Raw genomic sequence first — 21,109 nt, forward strand, 5'->3', positions numbered from 1 at the left:
CTCCCCTGGCCGCGTGCAAGGAAATGGCTCAATGCGCCTCGTCCCAATTATTCGCCGCCCTGGCATCGACCTGCAGCGGCAGCGACAGCAGCACCGCGGGGAACGGTGCGTCCTGCATGACGTGCTGCACCACGGGCAGCGTCGCCGCCACCTCGTCATCGGGCACTTCGAAGATCAGCTCGTCGTGCACCTGTAGCAGCATCTGCGCCGCAAGCTTGTGCTCGGCCAGCGCATCTTCCATCCGGATCATGGCGCGGCGGATGATATCGGCCGCGGTGCCCTGCAGGCGTGCGTTGATCGCGGCGCGCTCGTTGAAGGAGCGGACCGAGGCGTTAGAGGCCTTGATATCGGGGTAGTGGCATTTCCGGCCGAACAGCGTTGTGACATAGCCATTGGCCCGGCAGAAATCCCGTGTCTCGTCCATATAGGCGCGGATGCCCGGAAAACGCTCAAAATACTTCTTGATGTAGGCGGAAGCTTCCTCGCGCGCGATGCCGAGCTGGTTGGCGAGGCCAAAAGCCGAGATGCCATAGATGATGCCGAAATTGATCGCCTTCGCACGGCGGCGGACTTCGGCGGGCATGTCCTTGATCGGCACGCCGAACATCTCCGACGCCGTCATGGCGTGAATGTCGAGCCCGTCGCGGAACGCCTGCTTGAGCACCGGGATATCGGCGATCTCGGCCAATAGCCGCAGCTCGATCTGCGAATAATCCGCCGACACCAGCTTGTGGCCTGCCGATGCGATAAAGGCGCGGCGGATTTTGCGGCCGTCCTCGGTGCGAACCGGAATGTTCTGCAAATTCGGCTCGTTCGACGATAGCCGTCCGGTGGTGGTCGCCGCCAGCGCGTAGGTGGTGTGGACGCGATGGGTCTGCGGATTCACATAGGTCGGCAGCGCGTCGGTGTAGGTCGATTTCAGTTTTGAAACCTGCCGCCACTCGAGGATTTTTTTCGGAAACTCGTGGCCCTGTTCGGCGAGTTCGTCCAAAATCTGCGCCGAGGTCGACCATGCGCCGGTTTTGGTCTTGCTGCCGCCGGGTATTCCCATCTTGCCGAACAGGATGTCGCCGATCTGCTTGGGGCTGCCGACATTGATCGGCTCGCCGGCCAGTTCCTGAAGCTCGGCCTCTACCCGCGCGGCGGTCTGGGCGAAATCACCTGACAGGCGCGACAGCACCTGGCGGTCGATCGAGATGCCACGCCGCTCCATGCGCGCCAGCACCGAGATCAGCGGCCGTTCCAGCATCTCATACACCGCGGTCATGCGCTCGGAGACAAGGCGCGGCTTCAGCACGCGCCACAGCCGCAAGATCACGTCGGCGTCTTCAGCCGAATAGGCGGTCGCCCTGTCGATCGCGACCTGATCGAAACTAAGCTTGCCTTTGCCGCTGCCGGTCAGTTCGCCATAACTCATCGTGGCATGGCCTAGCCATCGCTCGGCCAGTGCATCGAGCCCGTGGGCGTTGCGGCCGGCGTCGAGCGCGTACGACATCAGTTGCGCGTCATCGTGATTGCGGATGATGATCCCATGCTGCGCGAACATCACCGCATTGAATTTGATGTTGAAGCCGATCTTCAGAATCCCCGGCGATTCCAGGATCGGGCGCAGCGCCGCAAGCGCTTCGCCCACGCCGATCTGGTCCGGTGCGAGCCCGGCATCAAACAGCCCTTCACCACTACCGGATTGCCTGTGATGAAGCGGGATGTAGGCGGCATCGTTGGGCGCGAGCGCCAGCGCGATGCCGCAGATATCGGTCTGCATCGGATCGATCGAATTGGCTTTTGCTTCGACCGCGATATGGCCGACATCGTGTACCCGCGCAATCCAGGCGTTGAGCTGATCGAGGTTACGTATCGTCTGATATTTGTTGCGGTCGACCGGCAGTTTCTGCGCCGCCTCGGCGCGCGCGGCAGCAAGCAAGATCGGCGTGCCCTTGAGGCTCGCGGCCTTGTCTTGCTTGTCAGCCCCTGGTTTCGGGGATGCAGGTGCAGCCGGGCTCGCAAAAAGATCGCCGGAGGCGCCGGTTGATTTATCTCTCGCAGGTGAAGGCTGCGAAGAGGCGCCGCTTTTGTTTGCGGCATTCGCCTCGACATCCGCAGGATCGATCTGCGAATATTCGGCGACGCGGCGGGTGAGGGTGGAAAACTCCATCGCCTTCAGGAAGGCGATCAGCTTGCGCGCGTCCGGTTCGTGAACCGCGAGCTCATCGAGCGGCACGTCAAGAGCGACCTTGTCGTCGAGCAGCACCAGTTGCCGCGAGATGCGCGCCTTCTCGGCGTTCTCGATCAGCGCCTCGCGCCGCTTCGGCTGCTTGATCTCGCCTGCACGCAACAGCAGCGTCTCCAGATCGCCGTATTCGACGATCAATTGCGCCGCGGTCTTGACGCCGATGCCAGGCACCCCCGGAACGTTGTCGGTCGAATCCCCCGCCAGTGCCTGCACCTCGACCACTTTTTCCGGCGGGACGCCGAACTTCTCGATCACCTCGGCAATGCCGATGCGGCGGTCCTTCATGGTGTCGTACATGGTGACGCAGTCGGTCACGAGCTGCATCAGATCCTTGTCGGAGGAAACGATGGTCGCGGTGGCGCCGCGCTCGCAGGCGAGCCGCACATAGGTCGCGATCAGATCGTCGGCTTCAAAACCGGCCTGTTCGAGGCAGGGCAGATCGAACGCGCGTACGGCGTCGCGGATCAGCGCAAATTGCGGAATGAGATCGTCCGGCGCCGGCGGCCGGTGCGCCTTGTAATCGGGATAGAGCTTGTTGCGGAAGGTGATCTCCGACTTGTCGAAGATGATCGCGAGATGCGTCGGCCGGTTGTCCTCCGGCATGTCACGCAACAGCTTCCACAGCATGTTGCAGAAGCCGAGCACGGCATTGACCTGCAATCCGTCGGATTTGCGGTTCAGCGGTGGCAGCGCGTGATAGGCGCGGAAAATATAGGAGGAACCGTCGACCAGAAAGACGTGGTCGCCCTTCGCGGGGGCTTTGACGGCGGCGGGTTTTGTGGCGGCGGCTGGGGAGGTTTTCGGCATGGCCGCAATTTAAGAATTTTTGCGGCAATTGACAGCCTTGGGAGGTCCAGGTGCGCCAGATTTTCGTCATAGCCGGGCATAGCCGTCCAAACGACGGCGTCGCTTCCGCTCGCCTATGCCCGGCCATCCACGTCTTTCTTGTGGACAGGTGGCTAAGACGTGGATGCCCGGCACAAAGCCGGGCATGACGGCGAGAGTATCGAGATGCCGGGACTACTCCGCCGCCTGCAATGCTGGAGCAGCCTTTTTCGGTGCGATCCAGAACGCATCGGGACGCTCGAACAGGAAGTTGGCTTTTAGCGCCAGCGCGGCCCACCAGATCGCCAATGCACCGATCACGCCCACAATCGTGACGATCAGCGAAATCGCGCCGATGTCGTGGATCGGGCCTGCGCGCAGCAACAGTGTCCGGGTCGAGGCCATCGGCAGGAAGAACGCGAGATAAATGACGATGGAATGCTCGCCGCAAAAGCGCAGGAACGTCAGCCAATGCACCCGAGCCAGCAGCGTGCCGATCGTGATGATGGCGCAGGCGCCTGCAAGGCCCAGTGCCAGCGAGATCAGCGGCCATTCGCTGTAACCCAATGCCACCAGGCCGCTGTTGACGAGAGCCCAGAGCGCGAGCCCCGCGAGAGCAAGCGCAGGGCGTGCCCGTGCGCGGTCGGACAATGCGAACACATAGTTGGCGAACAAATAGCCGGAATAGATATAGACAAAACGCGCGCAGAATTCGTCGATGACAGTCCATCCGGTGTTGACATGCGCCATTTCCAGCAGCGCCGCCGCGGTCCAGATCACGGCTGGTGGGATTCCCCGCGTCGCCTTGATGACGACGAAGAAGATCGGCAGCAAATAGATGAACCACAGCGTGCCGAACGGATCGATGAAGGCTTCAAGGTACATCAGGCCGGCATGCGACCAGCTGGTTTCGGCGGCAAAGGCAGGCGCCTTGAAGCCGAACTGGATCGTCACCCACAGCACGTAAAAATACGCGAAGTGGACGACCTTGCGGTCGAGATAAGTGCGCCAGTCGCGGTCGATCACGACCGGCAGGAACAGGCCCGAAATCAGGAAGAAATCCGGCATCCGGAACGGCTTTGCGAACATCACGACAAGATGCATGAAACCGGTCTGGCCGGCGGCCAATTCGACGCCCAGCACCGAATGCATCATGACCACCATGATGATGCAGATGCCCTTGGCGTAATCGACCCAGTCGACGCGGCCGTCCGCGGCGGGCGCGGAACGCGTTGTCGCGGCTGATGTGCCGTTTGGTGTCATCGGTGTCCTTTTTCGGCGCGATAGAGCGGCATCTTCGGCCGGATCGGTTTCATTCTCCTTTATTCATACAAATGACATGCCGCTTTTCCGGAACCTTGCCGTTTCCCATCCGCCGGAAATGATTTAAGACCGCCTCAAAGTTCGGGACCGTCATTAACCATTACAGGCAGGTTGTCTTATGCGGATCGCCATGATTGGCACGGGCTATGTGGGGCTGGTATCCGGCGCCTGCTTTTCGGATTTCGGCCACCACGTTACCTGCGTGGACAAGGACGGCGACAAGATCGCCGCACTTCGCCGGGGTGAAATTCCGATTTTCGAGCCTGGCCTCGACGCGCTGGTGGCGTCCAACGTCAAAGCCGGCCGGCTGGATTTCACCACCGATCTTGCCCAGCCGGTGGCCGAAGCCGACGCGGTCTTCATCGCGGTCGGCACGCCGTCACGGCGTGGCGACGGCCATGCCGATCTGACCTATGTCCATACCGCCGCGCGCGAGATCGCAAAGGCGCTTGCGGGTTTTACGGTGGTCATCACCAAATCGACCGTGCCGGTCGGCACCGGCGACGAGGTCGAACGCCTGATCCGCGAAGCCAATCCGTCGGCTGATGTGGTCGTGGCTTCCAATCCGGAGTTTCTGCGCGAGGGCGCCGCGATTCGCGACTTCAAGTTTCCCGATCGCATCGTGGTCGGCACGTCGGATGAACGCGGGCGCAAGGTGCTGGGCGATATCTACCGGCCCTTGTCGCTCAATCAGGCTCCGCTGATGTTCACGGCGCGGCGTACGGCGGAACTGATCAAATATGCGGCCAACGCATTCCTGGCCACCAAGATCACCTTCATCAACGAAATCGCCGATCTTTCGGAAAAGGTCGGTGCCGACGTCCAGGAAGTTGCGCGCGGCATCGGGCTCGACAACCGCATCGGCTCGAAATTCCTGCATGCCGGGCCGGGCTTCGGCGGCTCGTGCTTCCCAAAGGACACCCGCGCGCTGGTGAAGATCGCACTCGATCATGACGTGCAGTTGCGGATTGTCGAATCCGTGCTGGCGGTCAACGACAACCGCAAGCGCGCGATGGCGCGCAAGGTCTCCAACGCCTTGGGCGGCAACCTGCGCGGCAAGACCATCGCCGTGCTCGGCCTCACCTTCAAGCCCGACACCGACGACATGCGCGAGGCGCCGTCGATCCCGCTGGTGACAGGCCTGCTCGACATGGGTGCGAAGGTGCGCGCGCATGATCCGGTCGGCATGGAACAGGCGCGGCGCGAATTGCCCGATATCGAATATTGCGAAGATCCCTATGTGTGTGCCGCGGGCGCCGACGCGCTCGTGATCGTTACGGAATGGGTGCAGTTCCGCGCGCTGGATCTTTCGCGCCTGAAGCGCGAAATGGCGCAGCCGATCGTCGTCGATTTACGTAATATCTATCGACCCGAGGAGATGGCGACGCTTGGCTTCATTTATGAAAGCGTCGGCCGCGGCCCTGAACCGCGGGGTTGATGCAAGTGTTGTTGTCATACCCCGCGCATGCGGGGTATCCAGTACGCCCGGTCTAGGTGATTAACGACGTCTGAGTTTACTGGATCACCCGCCTTCGCGGGTGATGACGGATTCGAGATATTGCCCCGCAGCTTCGACAGTCCCCTTCCGATCGACGCGGTGCTCGACGAACTGGCGCGCACGCTCGCCGATAACAACACTGGCGTGCTGGTGGCGCCGCCCGGCGCCGGCAAGACCACGCGGGTGCCGCTGGCGCTGCTCGACGCTCCGTGGCTGGGGAACAAGAAGATCATCGTGCTGGAGCCGCGGCGAATCGCAGCCCGGGCGAGTGCCGAGCGCATGGCCAAGACGTTGGGCGAACGTGCCGGCGAGACCGTCGGCTACCGCGTCCGGTTCGGCTCGAAAGTGTCGCGCGCCACCCGGATCGAAGTGGTCACCGAAGGCATTTTCTCGCGGCAGATTCTCGACGATCCGGAACTGTCGGATGTCGCAGCCGTGCTGTTCGACGAGTTTCACGAGCGTTCGCTCGATGCCGATCTGGGATTGGCGCTGGCGCGCGATGCGCAAACCGGCCTGCGCGAGGATCTGCGCATCCTTGTGATGTCGGCGACGCTCGACGGTGCGAGGGTCGCCAGGCTGCTCGGTGATGCGCCGGTGATTTCAAGCGAAGGCCGCGCCTTTCCGGTCGAGACGCGCTACCTCGGACGAAAAGCCGATGCGCCGCTGGAACGGCAGATGGCGGATGCGATCGCCATGGCGCTGCGCGCCGATCCCGGCTCGGTGCTGGCGTTTCTGCCAGGCGCTGCGGAAATTCGCCGCACGCAGAATTTTCTCAGTGAACGGGTGCATGACGATGCAATCGAAATCGTGCCGCTGTTCGGCGCGCTTGAGGCGGCCGTGCAGGACCGCGCCATTGCGCCCGCGCCCAAGGGGCATCGCAAGGTGGTGCTGGCGACGTCGATTGCGGAAACCTCGCTGACCATCGAGGGCGTTCGTATCGTGGTCGATTCGGGCGTAGCGCGGGTGCCGCGCTACGAGCCCGATATCGGCCTGACGCGATTGGAAACCGTGCGCGCCTCGCGTGCCGCGGTCGATCAGCGTCGCGGCCGTGCCGGCCGTACCGAGCCCGGCGTGTGCTATCGGCTGTGGGACGAGCCGCAGACCGCGTCGCTCGCGGCCTATACCCAGCCCGAAATTCTCTCGGCCGATCTGTCGTCGCTGGTGCTCGACCTCGCGCAATGGGGCGTCAGCGATCCCGCGACGCTGGCGTTTCTGGATCCGCCGCCGGCGCCGGCGCTGAAGGAAGCGCGAAGCCTGCTGCACGAGCTCGGAGCGTTCGATGGCGATGACCGGATCACGGCCGAGGGCAAGAGCCTGCGCGCGCTGGCGCTGCCGCCACGGCTCGCCCGCATGATCGTCGATTCACACCGCCTGGGCGCCGGCGAAGAGGCCGCCGAGATCGCCGCGATTCTGACTGAACGCGGGCTCGGCGGCGACAGCGTCGATCTCGAATTCAGGCTCGATCAATTTCGCCGCGACCGTTCGCAACGCGCGAGCAGCGCGCGCAGCCTCGCGCAGCGCTGGGCCTCGCAGGTGGCTTCTGCTGAAGCGCCGCTTTCTTCTCCCTCCCCCCTTGCGGGGTCCGAGGCGAGCGAAGCTCGCTCTCGAGGTCGGGGAGGGGAGTCCACAACGGGACTTTCTCCTGGGGCCACCACCGGCGTGATGCTCGCCTTTGCCTTCCCCGATCGCGTCGCGCGCAACCGCGGCAATGGCAGTTTTGTGCTTGCCAACGGGCGGGGGGCCGCCGTGGATCAAACCTCCGCGCTCGCCCGTGCGCCCTATATCGCAGTCGCCGAACTCACGGGCACGGCGGCCCAGGGGCGCATCCTGCTGGCGGCGCCGATCGCGCAGGCCGACATCGAATTGCGTTTCGCCGATCAGATCGAGACAGCAGACGAGATTTCGTTCGACCGGGGCGCGATGGCATTGCGGGCGCGGCGCAAGCGCATCTTGCATGCGATCACGTTGTCGGACGCCCCTCTGGCGCTGACGCCATCTGCGGAGACGGCGCGCGTGCTGGCCGATGGCTTGCTCGCGTCTGGACTGGAGCGACTGCCATGGTCGAAGCCTTCGAAGCAATGGCGCGACCGCGTGATGTTCCTGCGCAAGGCCGAAGGAGAGAGTTGGCCCGATCTGTCCGACGACGCACTCGCGGCGCGGCGTGACGACTGGCTGGTGCCGGCGCTTTACGACAAGACCTCGCTGAAGGATCTGTCTTCCGGTGACTTGTCTGATGCGCTGATGACGTTATTGCCGTGGGAATTGCGCGCGCGGCTGGAGCGCGAAGCGCCGACGCATTTCGAGGCGCCGACCGGCACGATGCTTCCAATTGATTACGAGGCCGAGCAGGGGCCGACGATTGCCGTCCGGCTGCAGGAATTGTTCGGGCTCACCACTCATCCGTCGCTTGCGAAAGGTGCGGTGCCGCTGGTGCTGGAATTATTGTCGCCGGCGCATCGCCCGGTGCAGGTGACGCGCGACCTGCCGGGTTTCTGGCGCGGCAGCTATGCGGCCGTTCGTTCCGACCTGCGCGGGCGTTATCCCCGGCATCCCTGGCCGGAGGATCCGGCGAGCGCGATGCCGACGCGGCGGGTGAAGCCGCGGGGAACGTGAGAACAAGCCCGCGTTAACGCTTCGCTCATCCTTTTCGCTGAAATAGCAGCCTCTGCCACCGCCATTAGTCGCGGCCTGGCGGCAGACGTGGTGATATCGGCAAGCCCTATCGGCAAGCCCTATCGGCAAGTCATATCGGCAAGTCTTGGATCGAGTGTAGCGTCATGCGTAACATAATGATCTTTGCCGCTGTTATGGCGGGCCTCGGCACCGTCATGGCCCAGATGGCGGACCGCATAACTCCCGCGCTCGCTCATACAGCTTCCCATAACGCCGACGCTCCTGTGGAAATGGCCGTGGCGTCCGGCCGCAGCCTCAATATCCCGCGCGATGCCCGCGGCCATTTTGAAACCGAAGGCCGCATCAACGGCCAGCGTATCGACTTCATGGTCGATACCGGCGCGTCGGTCATTGCGTTGAACGAAACCTCCGCCGCGCGATTTGGCCTGCGCCCGTCGCTGGGCGATTACAAGGCCACCGTCACGACCGCCAACGGCACCATCAAGGCCGCGCGCACGCGCATCGCCATGATCGATGTCGGAGGGTTGGTGGTGCGCGATGTCGACGCCATGGTGCTGCCTGACGAAGCGCTGTCGGAAAACCTGCTCGGCCTGTCGTTCCTGTCCAGGCTGAAGCGGTTCGAATATGCTGGCGGCACGATGGTGCTGGAGCAGTAAGTGCTTTCGCTGCCAATCCGCCGCAATTATTCGTCACAAAACGCTTAATCCCGCCTTCCGCCACGCCACGGCATTCGCTATGGCTGCGGTGCATTGTTTTTCAGCATTTCACGATGAGGCCATTTGAATGTTTCCGAAGCCGAAACCCGTGCTGGTTCCCAATACCTATGCCTTCGAATCCGAGCCGATGGTGAAGGCGACCGGATTTCGCGAATACGACGCCCGCTGGCTGTTCGGCAAGGAAATCAACCTGATGGGCATTCAGGCGCTGGGCATGGGGCTCGGCGCATTGATCGCGGAACTCGGCGCCAAACAGGAGGTTGTGACCGGGCATGATTTCCGCGGCTATTCGGCCTCGATCAAATATGCGCTGATTTCAGGTTTGTTGGCGTCGGGCTGCAAGGTCCACGACATCGGCCTGTGCATGACGCCGATGGCGTATTTCGCCCAATTCGAACTCGACGTGCCCTGCGTCGCGATGGTGACGGCATCGCATAACGACAATGGCTGGACCGGCGTCAAGATGGGCGCCAATCGTCCGCTCACCTTCGGTCCTGACGAGATGAGCCGGCTGAAAGAGATCGTGCTCAACGCCGATTTCAAGAACAAGGTCGGCGGTTCATACGAGTTTCACGAGAATTTTCCGGCGCGCTACATTACCGACCTCACCAAACGCCCCAAGCTGAAACGCAAGCTGAAGGTCGTGGTGGCCTGCGGCAACGGCACCGCGGGTGCCTTCGCGCCTGGCGTGATGGAGGCGATCGGCTGCGAGGTGGTGCCGCTCGACACCGAGCTCGACTACACCTTCCCGAAATACAATCCCAATCCCGAAGATATGGAAATGCTGCACGCCATCCGCGACGCGGTGCTGGCGCACAAGGCCGATGTGGGGCTGGGTTTCGATGGCGACGGCGATCGCTGCGGCGTGGTCGACAATACCGGCGAGGAAATATTCGCCGACAAGGTCGGCGTGATGCTGGCGCGCGACATGTCGGCGATTCACAAGAACGCGCTGTTCGTGGTCGACGTCAAATCGACCGGTCTGTTCGTGACCGACCCCGTGCTGCAGAAGCAGGGCGCGAAAACGACCTATTGGAAGACCGGCCATTCCTACATGAAGCGCCGCACCAACGAATTGGGCGCGCTGGCGGGCTTCGAGAAGTCCGGCCACTTCTTCTTCAACAAGCCATTCGGCCGTGGCTATGACGACGGCCTGATCTCGGCGATCGCGATCTGCGAGATGCTCGATCGGGCGCCCGGCAAGTCGATGGCGGATCTGAAAAACGCGCTGCCGAAGACCTGGTCGTCGCCGACCATGTCGCCGCATTGTTCGGACGAGGCGAAATACGGCATCGTTGACAGCGTGGTGAAGCATTTCGAGGCGATGCAAAAGAAGGGCGAGAAGGTCGCAGGCCAGCCGATCCGCGATCTCGTCACCGTCAACGGCGTGCGCGTCACGGTCGAAGACGGCAGCTGGGGTCTGGTGCGGGCCTCATCGAACAAGCCGGAACTGGTGGTGGTGGTCGAAAGCCCGGTGTCCGAGCAGCGGATGCGCGACATGTTCGAGGCGATGGATTCGGTGCTGCGCACCCATCCCGAAGTCGGCGAATATAATCAGAAGATCTGAACACCGGCGGTCGCACGCCGGCGTTGCTCGATTTCTTCACAGGCGTTCTGAAATACCGGATCACCCGCTTTCGCGGGTGATCGCGGCGGTGATCCCGGCAATGCGGGGATCGAGCGTTACGCCGCCCGCATGGATCCGAGGAAACTGTCGACCTCGGACTTCAACCGCTCGGATTGCGATGACAATCCGGTTGCGGCGTCGAGCAGCTTCGAGGCCGAGCTTCCGATTTCGCTGGAGGCCTGGGCTACCCCGACAATGTTTTCGTTGACCTCGCGGGTGCCGTTCGCGGCCTGCTGCACGTTGCCCGAGATCTCGCGTGTCGCGGCTCCCTGCTGTTCGACGGCGGCGGCTATGGCGTTGGAGATTTCGTTGATCTCCGCGATGGTCCCGCCAATCGCCTGGATCGCGTTGACGGCTTCGCCGGTTGCGGTTTGGATGCTCTGGATCTGTGCCGAAATCTCTTCGGTCGCCTGCGCGGTTTGATTGGCCAGCGCCTTGACTTCGCTGGCCACCACCGCAAAGCCGCGGCCATGCTCGCCGGCGCGGGCGGCTTCGATCGTGGCGTTCAGGGCCAGCAGATTGGTCTGGCTGGCGATGTTCTGGATCAGCGTCACGACCTCGCCGATCTTTTGGGTCCCGCTTGCAAGCCCCTCGACGACGGTATTGGTGCGGCGGGCCTCTTGAGCCGCCTTTCCCGTGACTTCGGCGGAGCGCGTCGCTTGGTGCGCGATCGCGCCGATCGAGGCTGTCAGTTCCTCGGCCGCTGCGGCCACCGTTTCGACATTGAGCGAGGCCTGCGTCGATGCGGCGGCGGCGGCAGAGGTCTGTCGCGAGGCTTCTCCGCTGCCATTGCGCATGGACGAGGACATGACCTGCATTTCGCGAGCGGCCACGGCGACCGCCTCGACGATACGGCCGACCTTGCTCTCGAACTCGGCGGCGAGCTTGCGCCTCGCCGCATCGCGCTCGCGCTTGGCGCGCTGCTCGGTTTCGCTGCGTTCGGCGTTGGCATGGGCCTCGGCGGCGTGCGCTGCTTCGGCTTCGGCCGTCTTCTGCGCGGTTGTGACGAAGAGGCTTGCCAGTTCATGAGCAACCCAGATCAGCACGCCCGCTTCGAGAATCAGGATACCCGCGTGAAGAATCACGCGGCCAAAATTAGCTCCGCCGGGAAAGATCGCAGCCGGAACGATGAAGTTCAGCAGCAGATGATGCACGGCGACGGCGACGGTTCCGGCGAGGATCGGCCGATAGTCGCAATAGGCGACCAGACAGGCGAGCGCCGCAAAGAAATACATGTGCATGTCGATCTGCCAGGGATGTCCCATGAACTGGAACGTGAACACCGACACCCCACCCATCAATGCGACGGCGACAACCAGACTGGTCGAAAGACCGTTGCCTGCCATGCGCCATGACAGCGTGGCCGCAGCCGCCATCGCCAACGTCAGGATTGCTGGCAGCAGCCACTCGGCGCCGATCGCCACGCCGATCGCGATGGCGATGGGAACGTGCAGCCAGAGCAGTGCGATCGAGGCCCTGCTGGCGTTTTCGCGCAGCGCATCCAAATCCCTGGAATCGGTATCCATGCTCAAATTTCCTTGTCTCGATCGTTAAAACAGGCCGCAATAGCTTGCGGGTCGATCGTCAGCCAGGCTCCGGCGTCGCGCAAACGGCTGATGCCTTGGTTTGCGCTGGGCTTGACCACGAGAACGGCCGTAATGCCGGTCGTTCTGACAATCTCCGCATTGGCGGAAGCAGCGGCTTCGAAAATATGTTGCGAGGTCCACCACGGTGGAAAGGCAACAGCCACGACTTCAGCGCCGGGACGAACCTTAAAAGAGAGCGATGCGACGGCGACAGCGCTTGCCAGCAAGAGCGCCGTGGCATTCAGCCAGGCGGGCCAGCGAGACGCGCGCGTGATCGTTGCCCGCTCCATCGGGACAGGAATATCAAACCTTAGCTAATCGAGCGTTAAGGCTGTATTTACGATCTTTGCGGGTGGAGCAAATTAGTATCGCGCTCCGCGAGTGGCGGGCCTTAAGCCGCCGGCACCGGCAGTGCGGTGACCGACTTGATCTTCTCCATCGCAAAACGCGAGGTCACGTTCTTCAGCGGCACGGTGGCGATCAGCTTCTTGTAGAACACGTCGTAGCTCTGCATGTCCGCCACCACGACGCGCAGCATGTAATCGACGTCGCCCGCCATCCGGTAAAACTCCATCACCTCCGGCATCGCGCTGACGGCGTCGGCGAATTTCCGCAGCCAGGCTTCCGAATGATCGGAGCTTTCCACCGAGACGAAAACCGAGATGCCGAGGCCGATCTTGTTCTGGTCGACCAGCGCCACCCGGCGCAGGATCACGCCATCGGCCTCCAGCCGCTGGATGCGCTTCCAGCACGGCGTCGATGACAGCCCGACCCGGTCGCCGATCTCGGCGACGGACAGCGAGGCATCGTCCTGCAGCACCGTCAGAATCTTGCGGTCGATGGCATCAAGCCGGCGGTTGGGTTCAAGGACTTGAACGGCGAGGTCGGTCATGAGAAGAACTTTCTTCCATATCTGAGGTTGATGTTCCTCATATATAGAAAATTCTTCTAAGACAAGCCCATCAACGGCCGGGCCGATCCGGGTTGGCCGTTCAGCTCTGGGCCAAAAGCTCTTCAACTTCAGCACGTTGCGGGGCAGCAAAAGCACCGCCGAAACGGGTGCATTTCAGCGCTGCGGCGGCGGAGGCGAACCGCAGTGCCTGCCGCAGATCCTGCTTTTCGGTGATCGCCAGCGCAAATGCGCCATGGAACACGTCGCCCGCGCCCAGCGTGTCCACGGTATGCACCGGGAAAGCGGGCGTCTGTTGCAGGTTGTGCTGCTCATCGAGCCACAGCGTGCCCTGGGCGCCCCGCGTGCCCGCCAGGAACGAAGGGGTCAGTTTGGCGATCTTCTTCAGCGCCTCGCCGTCATCGGCGACCCCGGCGGTGGATTGCAGGGCTTCGCTGGAGAACACCAGATGCGACGAGGCGATAAGCAATCCTTCCCGCAGCGACATGGTGCGGTCGACGTCGACGACCACGGGAATGCCGCGCCTGCGCGCCTCGGCGCAAAGCTCGGTGCAGAACTCCGCGCAGCGATTCTCGGTCAGGATCGCATCGCAGTCCTCCAGCAGCCTGTCTGTGTCGGGCAGGCGGACCTTCCATAATTCGGGGTCGCGGAAGGTCACGATGGTGCGCTCGCCGCTGGGGTCGATCATGATGTTGGAGATCGGCGTCACCAGGCCCGGCATGTGAACGATGTGTTTGGTGTCGATGCCTTCATGCGCGAGCTTTTCGAAAATGTACCTGGGCGAAGTTTCCCGGGCGTCGCCCATCGGGCCGCAGACCGATGCGCGGCCGCCAAGACGTGTAATTCCGATCGCCGCATTGAGCGCGTTTCCGCCGCTGATTTCATCGAAATGACTGGCATTCACCTTGAAGCCGCGCGCCGGTAACTCCTGGATGCGAAACGTCAGGTCGCGCACCGGCATCCCGACGCATAAAATACGCGGCGGGATCTTTGGCGCGGCATCGTGAAAATTCATGCGGGAATCCGTCATACCGGCTCCGCGTGCTGCCGGAACCAAGGTCCGGCTTTAATCGATCTGGCCAGCGGGAAGTTCCCGTTATGCACCTGCGTCGGGGCCTGCATGCACCCAGCGTCCGAGCAAATGATGAGCAATGGCAAAGGGATGCGGTCCCGCGAGACCATCGGGATGCTGCCGCTTGATCATCAAGGTGGCTTCGGCCCGATCGAACCAGCGGGCGTCTTCGAGTTCGGAGTGATCGACGATGATGTCGTCGTTGGTCGCGCGCGCGGTGCATCCGATCATCAGGGATGACGGGTAGGGCCATGGCTGCGTCATGTAGTAATTCACGTCGGTGCAGCGAATTCCGGACTCCTCGAAGATTTCGCGGCGAACCGCGTCCTCGATGGTTTCGGCGGCTTCGACGAAGCCGGCGAGACAGGAATACATCCCGGGCATGAACTGCTTCTGCCGGCCGAGCAGGCACTTGTCGCCCGACGTCACCAGCATGATCACGACGGGGTCGGTGCGCGGAAAATGCTCGGCCTTGCAGTTCGGGCACTCGCGCTTCCAGCCGCCTTCCTTCATCGCACTTCGGGTTCCGCAATTGGCGCAATAGCCGTGGCGCTGATGCCAGCTCACCATCGATTTCGCCATCGCGATCGCCGAAAGCTGATCGGGCGGCACCACGCCCTGCATCGCCATGCCGCGCAATTCGGCCACCGCAACGTCTTCGCGGGTCAGCAGTTTTTCCACCGCAGGGGCGCCGATCCCCATGCCGAACACCGCTGCACCGTCGCGCAGGCCCAAAAAGATAGTGCCGGGATTGGCGCCGTATTTGATCGCCTCGTCGATCGTCAGCAGCGCGCGCGAGCTGCCGTTCTCCTTGTTCACGACCAGCGAATCGCGGTGCACCACATAGGCGCGGGAATCGCGCTTGCCCTCCAGCGCCAGCAGTTTCGCATCGTCGTTACGCAAATAGGCGGCGCGATCGAGAATATTGGTGACGAAGGCCGGCTGGCCCAATGGAAATGAGTCGAATGCGGTCATGAATTACCCTAGCCAGATTTTACGGCGAAGCGCGCTGATGAAATGCTGCACCTCCTCGGCATCATGCTCGAGCGGTGGCGCCACGCCCCACACCGGGCGCGGCCAGGCGACGTCGCTGCCGCGGCGCGCGATGATGTGTACATGCAGTTGCGGCACCACATTGCCGAGGGCTGCGATATTCAACTTGTCGCATTTGGTGATGTCTTTCAGAGCCCGCGCGACGCGGGAAATCTCCGTCATCAGCTGCGCCTGCTCGACCTCGTCGAGGTCGATGATCTCAACGGTCTCCGGCCGGCGCGGCACCAGCAGCAGCCACGGGTAATGCGCATCCTTGATCACCAGGATGCGGGAGAGCGGCAGGTCGCCGATGTCGATGGTGTCTTTCTTGAGCTGTGGATGCAGCGACCAGGAGGTGGGCATATCAGGTTCCAGCCTGCCCGACATTCGTCGGGCGGATAAAGCGCCTGCGGCAGGCACTGAAGAAGTGTCATATCAAGGCGGCATCATCCGCGAAAGCGGGTGATCAGTATGGCGTGGCCCGCTGAATATCGAGGGGCCGGAATTCGCCGGATACAGGCTCGAGCCTGTCATTGGGCTTACCAAAAGGCGAGACCGTTGGGCGGCATATGACAACCGATGCGACGCTTGCTTTCCGGACCTTTTGGCCCCAAATAGAGGTGGGAGATTGGCGGTGGACGAGCCACTCGCCAACCGGGTCAGGTCCGGAAGGAAGCAGCCCTAACGAGGTCCGGATCGGGTCGCTCGTCAGTCTCCTACCTGTTTTTCGAGTGAATCGCGCAAAAGCGGCAAGCCCGCGTCTTGCGCTTGATTCTGTTCCGGCGCGTAATCCGTAAAAGTGGGCACCGGTTTTGCGATCAGGATACGCGCAAGCTATGTCCTCCAGGCCGGCCGAGAGAGACAATCAATTGCGGATCGATCGATGACCGAGGCTGGCGCTCCCCCAGACAAGTCCGACAGCGCTGACCAGGGCGGTTTTGATCGCGGCGGTCCGCCCGAGGCGGGCAAGCCCTACCGCGTGCTGGCACGGAAATACCGTCCCACCAGTTTCGAGGATTTGATCGGCCAGGAGGCCATGGTCCGTACCGTTTCGAATGCGTTCGAGACCGGGCGGATTCCGCAGGCCTGGATTCTGACCGGCGTGCGCGGAGTCGGGAAAACCACCACGGCGCGGATTCTCGCCCGCGCCTTGAATTATGAATTGCCGGACGGATCGGTGAAGGGACCGACCATCCGCATGCCGGTGCTTGGCCTGCATTGCCAGGCGATCATGGAAAGCCGGCACATGGATGTGCTGGAAATGGACGCGGCCTCCCATACCGGCGTCGATGACGTGCGCCAGATCAATGACAGCGTGCGTTATGCGCCGGCCAGCGCACGCTACAAGGTCTACATCATCGACGAAGTCCACATGCTGTCGACCGCGGCCTTCAACGCGTTTCTGAAGACTCTGGAAGAGCCGCCGGAACACGCCAAATTCGTGTTCGCCACCACGGAAATCCGCAAAGTGCCGGTCACGGTGCTGTCGCGCTGCCAGCGTTTTGACCTGCGCCGGGTCGAAGCCGACGTGCTGATGAAGCATCTTTCGAATATTGCGTCGAAGGAGAACGTCGAGGTCGAGCCGGAAGCGCTCGGCATCATCGCGCGCGCCGCGGAAGGCTCGGTGCGCGATTCGCTGTCGCTGTTCGATCAGGCGATTGCGCATGCGGCGGGCCTGGTGCGCGCCGACGCGGTGCGGCAGATGCTTGGCCTTGCCGACCGCACCCGGGTGATCGATCTCTTCGATTCGCTGGCCCGCGGCGATATCGCCAGCGCTTTCAAGGAATTCCGCGAGCAATACGATACCGGCGCCGATCCGATCGTGGTGCTGTCTGACCTCGCCGAATTCGTCAATTTCGTCACCCGCGTCAAGATCGTCCCGGCGACCGCCGATAATGTCGCGTTCGGCGAGACCGAGCGGCTGCGCGCCCGCGACTTCGCCTCGAAGCTCTCGATGCGGGTGTTGTCGCGGATGTGGCAGATGCTGCTGAAAGGCATCGCCGAGGTGCAGGCCGCGACGCGGCCGGCTGCAGCCGCGGAAATGGTGCTGGTGCGCATTGCCTATGTCGCCGACATGCCGACGCCGGACGACGCGATCCGCATGCTCGAGCAGAATGGCGACGCTTCGCCGGTGATTACGACCAGTGCTGCGCCCCGCACTGCGCCGGCGTCGAACGTCTCTTCGATGGCATCCCAGCCCGCGCGCGCTTCTGCCGCCCCCCGCGCCGAGGCCTCGCCGCGCCCGCAGATGATCGTGCCAGCAGCCGATGGGCAGCCTGCGCCCGCGGCGGCGCTCAGGATTGCCAGCTTTCCCGAACTCGTCGCGCTCGCCGGTCAGCATCGTGATCTCCTGACCAAGGCTGCGCTGGAAGCCGATGTCCGTCTGGTGCGGATCGAGGACGGACGGCTCGAACTGGCGCTGGAGCGCCACGCCTCCCGCACCATGATCAACGATTTGTCCCGCAAGCTGGAGCAATGGACCGGCCGTCGCTGGACCGTGATCGTCTCCAACGACGCGGGACAGCCGACGCTGCGTTCGCAGAACGAAGCCGCGAAAAACCAGCGCGAGCGTGCGGCCGAAGCCGATCCACGCGTGCAAGAGGTGCTGGCGCGGTTTCCCGGCGCCAAAGTTGTCGAGGTGCGCAGGCTTGCCCCTGAGCCGCCGGAATCCGATGTTATGAGCGAAGACCCCGCCGAGAGTTCCGACAGCGACGATTGATGGACCCGTTCAAAGGAAGCATGGATGGCTGATTTTCTCGGCATGATGAAGCAAGCAGCGCAGCTGCAATCGAAGATGCAGGCGATGCAGGAAGAACTCGGCCATGTCGAGGTCGAGGGGCTTTCCGGCGGCGGGCTGGTCGCCGTGCGCATGACCGCGAAGATGGAAGTGAAGGCGGTGAAGATCGATCCTTCGCTGATGAAGGCGGACGAGCGCGAGATCCTCGAAGATCTGCTGGTCACCGCGCATAATGACGCGCGGCGCAAGGCGGAAGCCGCGATGCAGGAGAAGATGCAGAGCCTCACCGGCGGCCTCGGATTGCCGCCCGGTCTTGGGCTTGGCTAGACAACATGCCTGCGGTTGCCGGTCCTGAAATTGAACGCCTGATCCAGCTCCTGGCGCGCCTGCCGGGGCTTGGTCCGCGCTCGGCGCGGCGCGCGGCTTTGCATCTGATCAAGAAGCGCGAAGCGCTGATGACGCCGCTCTCCTCCGCATTGCAGGTGGCAATCGACAAGATCCAGGTCTGCAAGACCTGCGGCAACATCGACACCCAAAATCCCTGCACGGTCTGCACCGATCCGCGGCGCGATCCCTCCGTCATCGTGGTGGTGGCCGACGTCGCCGATCTCTGGGCATTGGAGCGGGCGAACGCCACCAATGGTCTTTATCACGTGCTGGGTGCGACGTTGTCGCCGCTCGATGGCGTGGGACCGCAGGACCTGACCATTGATGCGCTGGTGGCGCGCGCATATGACCAGCGCGTCACTGAAATCATCCTTGCATTGAACGCAACGGTTGATGGCCAAACCACCGCGCATTACATCACCGACCTCCTGCAGGACGCGAACGTCAAGGTGACGCGGCTTGCCCATGGCGTGCCGGTCGGCGGTGAGCTTGATTATCTCGACGAAGGCACGCTATCCGCAGCCATGCGGCAGCGAACGCTGTTCTAACCATCGCAGACGGAAATATCGACATGACGATTCGACGATTCGGCAAACGGCTGGGCTTGCTGCTGGCCATGACGGCGGTGCTTGCCGCACCCGCCGTGTGCGCGCAGGACGCCGAACCCGCGCCGAAGGCGGCCAAACTGATTCAGGCCGGCGATGTGCTCTCGGGAGAACTCAACGCCATGCGCGTGCGCAGCGGCGCGAACGGCAAGCGTGTTGCCACCTACCAGATCACCAGCGAGCCGCGCCGGCTGCCTGGCCCGACCGGACTCTGCGGTCTCGAAACCGGCCCCGAAACCTTTCAGATCATCACCAACAGCGATTCGCAGGTGGCGCAGTTGAAGAATTTCGTCGGCAAGGAAGTCTCGGTAAAGGTCGACGAGGTCACCTGTTCCCAGCAAGCCGGGCAGATGAGCGATGCCGTGGTCACCAAATGGAGTGTGGTGACGCGGCATTGACGGCGAAGCATTAGACTTGCGCCGTTTCCAGCTCGTCAAAATGCCGGCGCCGCTGCAGCCAGGCGAGCAGGATCAGGCTCGGTACCGCGACAAAGACGCAGATGACGAAAAACAGCGGCCAGCCGACAGCCTTCGCCACATATCCCGCGCCCGATGACAGATAAGTGCGCCCTACGGCCGAGAGCGCCGTCAGCAGCGCGTATTGGGTCGCGGTGTGCAGCGGATTCCTGCACAGCGCCGACAGATAGGCGACAAAGATCACGGTGCCGATGGCGCTGGTGAAATTCTCCGCCGTGATCGCAAATGCCAGCGCCCATTGGTTGACGCCGGAGAGCGCCAGCCAGGAGAACGCCAGATTGGCGACCGCCTGCAGCGCGCCGCCGATCCAGAGGCTCGCCGCCAGCGAATAGCGCCGCGCCACGAAGCCGCCGGCAAAGCCTCCGATCAGGGTCGCGGCAAGGCCGACGCCCTTGACGATCGCGGCATAGTCGTTGCGGGTGAAGCCGAGGTCGATCACGAACGGGGCGGTCATGGTGCCGGAAAACGCGTCGGTGAATTTGAACAGCACCACGAAGGCGAGCGCGGCCCAGGCATCCTTGCGCATGAGAAATTCGGAGAACGCGCCGATCGCGGCATGCAACACCCGCGCGAATGCGGTCTCCGTGCTTGTTGCGGCCTCCGCACGCACCGATTGCTCGGGCTCGGTGGCGGCGAGCGCCGTCGCGGTGCCGATCAGCACCAACGCTGCCATCACCACATAGCCCCACATCCAGGCCGAGGCGCGCGGGATGCCGGTGCTTTCAAATCCGCTGACGAGGAACAGCGCGCCGGCGGTCGAGACCAGCAGGCCAATACGATAGGCCGCGACGTAGGACGCCATGCCGGCGGCCTGTTCGCTCTCGGGCAGGCTCTCGACGCGAAATGCATCGACCACAATGTCCTGCGTCGATGACATCGCGGCGACCAGTAGCGCCCCCAATGCCACGAATAGCGGCGAGCGCGCCGGATCGGTCAGTGCCAGCAGCAGAATCGCCACGATTAAAAGCAGTTGCGAGAACACCAGCCAGCCGCGTCGGCGGCCGAAGGCGCGCGTGAATATCGGCACATGCAGCGCATCGACCAGCGGCGCCCACAGGAACTTCAGCGTGTAGGGCGTGCCGACCAGCGCGAACAGGCCGATGGTGCCGAGGTCGACGCCGGATTCGCGCATCCATACCAAAAGCGTCGAACCCGATAGCGCCAGCGGCAGGCCGGACGAAAAGCCGAGCAGCATGACGATCAGCACCCGGCGCTGCAGATACACCGCCAGTCCGTCGCGCCAGGAGGCTTTCGGCGCCGACGGTGCGGATGAATTCGGTTTGGGCGCGTTATCAGGTGCAACCATGCCGCCGTTGGTAGCAGATTCGGCAAGAAAAGCCGTCATCACCGCGCTCGTTTGACCCGGGCATGACGCCCCTCGGCGTCATCGTCCGCGAAGGCGGACGATCCAGTATTCCGTACAGCCCGAGTTCATTAATGCCTCGCTC

General features: G+C 63.0%; 17 protein-coding genes and 1 other RNA gene. 9 read left to right on the forward strand and 9 right to left on the reverse strand.

What is annotated here, in order from left to right; genetic code table 11:
• Window positions 1–28 precede the first annotated feature (28 nt).
• On the reverse strand, window positions 29–3,040 hold the full coding sequence (gene polA / locus BLV09_RS27570; protein WP_146689650.1) for a DNA polymerase I: 3,012 nt from the start codon (window positions 3,038–3,040) through the stop codon (window positions 29–31).
• A 213-nt stretch (window positions 3,041–3,253) separates the two neighbouring features.
• Window positions 3,254–4,321, reverse strand: coding sequence for an acyltransferase family protein (locus BLV09_RS27575; RefSeq protein ID WP_146689651.1), 1,068 nt, complete (start codon window positions 4,319–4,321; stop codon window positions 3,254–3,256).
• 178 nt (window positions 4,322–4,499) lie between these two features.
• Here BLV09_RS27575 and BLV09_RS27580 point away from each other — a divergent pair, with 178 nt between their 5' ends.
• The 4 genes from BLV09_RS27580 (at window position 4,500) to BLV09_RS27595 (ending at window position 10,796) form a co-directional block, all read left to right on the forward strand.
• Complete coding sequence (locus BLV09_RS27580; protein ID WP_146689652.1) at window positions 4,500–5,819, forward strand: UDP-glucose dehydrogenase family protein; 1,320 nt, start codon at window positions 4,500–4,502, stop codon at window positions 5,817–5,819.
• Window positions 5,820–5,939: 120 nt separating this feature from the next.
• On the forward strand, window positions 5,940–8,492 hold the full coding sequence (gene hrpB / locus BLV09_RS27585; protein WP_167558896.1) for an ATP-dependent helicase HrpB: 2,553 nt from the start codon (window positions 5,940–5,942) through the stop codon (window positions 8,490–8,492).
• Window positions 8,493–8,656: 164 nt separating this feature from the next.
• On the forward strand, window positions 8,657–9,169 hold the full coding sequence (locus tag BLV09_RS27590) for a TIGR02281 family clan AA aspartic protease (RefSeq protein ID WP_146689653.1): 513 nt from the start codon (window positions 8,657–8,659) through the stop codon (window positions 9,167–9,169).
• A 127-nt stretch (window positions 9,170–9,296) separates the two neighbouring features.
• Entirely contained in the window at window positions 9,297–10,796 is a 1,500-nt protein-coding gene (locus BLV09_RS27595) for a phosphomannomutase/phosphoglucomutase (RefSeq protein ID WP_146689654.1), read from the forward strand.
• Between the two features lie 116 nt (window positions 10,797–10,912).
• On the opposite strand, the gene BLV09_RS27600 is transcribed toward BLV09_RS27595, so the two are convergent.
• From BLV09_RS27600 to BLV09_RS27625, 6 genes are all read right to left on the reverse strand, one after another.
• Window positions 10,913–12,382 carry a methyl-accepting chemotaxis protein gene (locus BLV09_RS27600; protein WP_146689655.1) on the reverse strand — a complete coding sequence of 490 codons (1,470 nt, stop codon included), beginning with the start codon at window positions 12,380–12,382 and terminating at the stop codon, window positions 10,913–10,915.
• 2 nt (window positions 12,383–12,384) lie between these two features.
• Complete coding sequence (locus BLV09_RS27605) at window positions 12,385–12,732, reverse strand: hypothetical protein (RefSeq protein WP_146689656.1); 348 nt, start codon at window positions 12,730–12,732, stop codon at window positions 12,385–12,387.
• Between the two features lie 101 nt (window positions 12,733–12,833).
• On the reverse strand, window positions 12,834–13,334 hold the full coding sequence (locus BLV09_RS27610; RefSeq protein ID WP_100385379.1) for an Lrp/AsnC family transcriptional regulator: 501 nt from the start codon (window positions 13,332–13,334) through the stop codon (window positions 12,834–12,836).
• Between the two features lie 100 nt (window positions 13,335–13,434).
• The gene (locus BLV09_RS27615; RefSeq protein ID WP_146689657.1) at window positions 13,435–14,367 is read right to left on the reverse strand and encodes a sugar kinase; all 933 of its coding nucleotides are present in this window, start codon (window positions 14,365–14,367) and stop codon (window positions 13,435–13,437) included.
• An 81-nt stretch (window positions 14,368–14,448) separates the two neighbouring features.
• Entirely contained in the window at window positions 14,449–15,399 is a 951-nt protein-coding gene (gene nudC / locus BLV09_RS27620) for an NAD(+) diphosphatase (RefSeq protein ID WP_100385381.1), read from the reverse strand.
• Between the two features lie 3 nt (window positions 15,400–15,402).
• On the reverse strand, window positions 15,403–15,819 hold the full coding sequence (locus BLV09_RS27625; RefSeq protein ID WP_146689658.1) for an HIT domain-containing protein: 417 nt from the start codon (window positions 15,817–15,819) through the stop codon (window positions 15,403–15,405).
• Between the two features lie 260 nt (window positions 15,820–16,079).
• Between BLV09_RS27625 and ffs the strand changes: the two genes are divergently transcribed.
• The 5 genes from ffs to BLV09_RS27650 all read left to right on the forward strand — a co-directional run bounded on the left by ffs (window position 16,080) and on the right by BLV09_RS27650 (window position 19,583).
• Window positions 16,080–16,176, forward strand: an RNA gene (gene ffs / locus BLV09_RS27630) — signal recognition particle sRNA small type.
• A gap of 163 nt (window positions 16,177–16,339) precedes the next feature.
• On the forward strand, window positions 16,340–18,175 hold the full coding sequence (locus BLV09_RS27635; RefSeq protein ID WP_146689659.1) for a DNA polymerase III subunit gamma/tau: 1,836 nt from the start codon (window positions 16,340–16,342) through the stop codon (window positions 18,173–18,175).
• Window positions 18,176–18,199: 24 nt separating this feature from the next.
• Complete coding sequence (locus tag BLV09_RS27640; protein ID WP_100385384.1) at window positions 18,200–18,520, forward strand: YbaB/EbfC family nucleoid-associated protein; 321 nt, start codon at window positions 18,200–18,202, stop codon at window positions 18,518–18,520.
• Between the two features lie 5 nt (window positions 18,521–18,525).
• A complete protein-coding gene (recR, locus tag BLV09_RS27645; RefSeq protein WP_146689660.1) occupies window positions 18,526–19,128 on the forward strand; it encodes a recombination mediator RecR in 603 nt (200 codons plus the stop codon).
• A 23-nt stretch (window positions 19,129–19,151) separates the two neighbouring features.
• On the forward strand, window positions 19,152–19,583 hold the full coding sequence (locus BLV09_RS27650; protein ID WP_146689661.1) for a hypothetical protein: 432 nt from the start codon (window positions 19,152–19,154) through the stop codon (window positions 19,581–19,583).
• Between the two features lie 10 nt (window positions 19,584–19,593).
• Here BLV09_RS27650 and BLV09_RS27655 read toward each other — a convergent pair whose 3' ends face one another.
• Window positions 19,594–20,967, reverse strand: coding sequence for an AmpG family muropeptide MFS transporter (locus tag BLV09_RS27655; protein ID WP_146691329.1), 1,374 nt, complete (start codon window positions 20,965–20,967; stop codon window positions 19,594–19,596).
• Window positions 20,968–21,109 lie beyond the last annotated feature (142 nt).

This window comes from Bradyrhizobium canariense (assembly GCF_900105125.1).
GTDB classification, from domain to species: domain Bacteria; phylum Pseudomonadota; class Alphaproteobacteria; order Rhizobiales; family Xanthobacteraceae; genus Bradyrhizobium; species Bradyrhizobium canariense_A.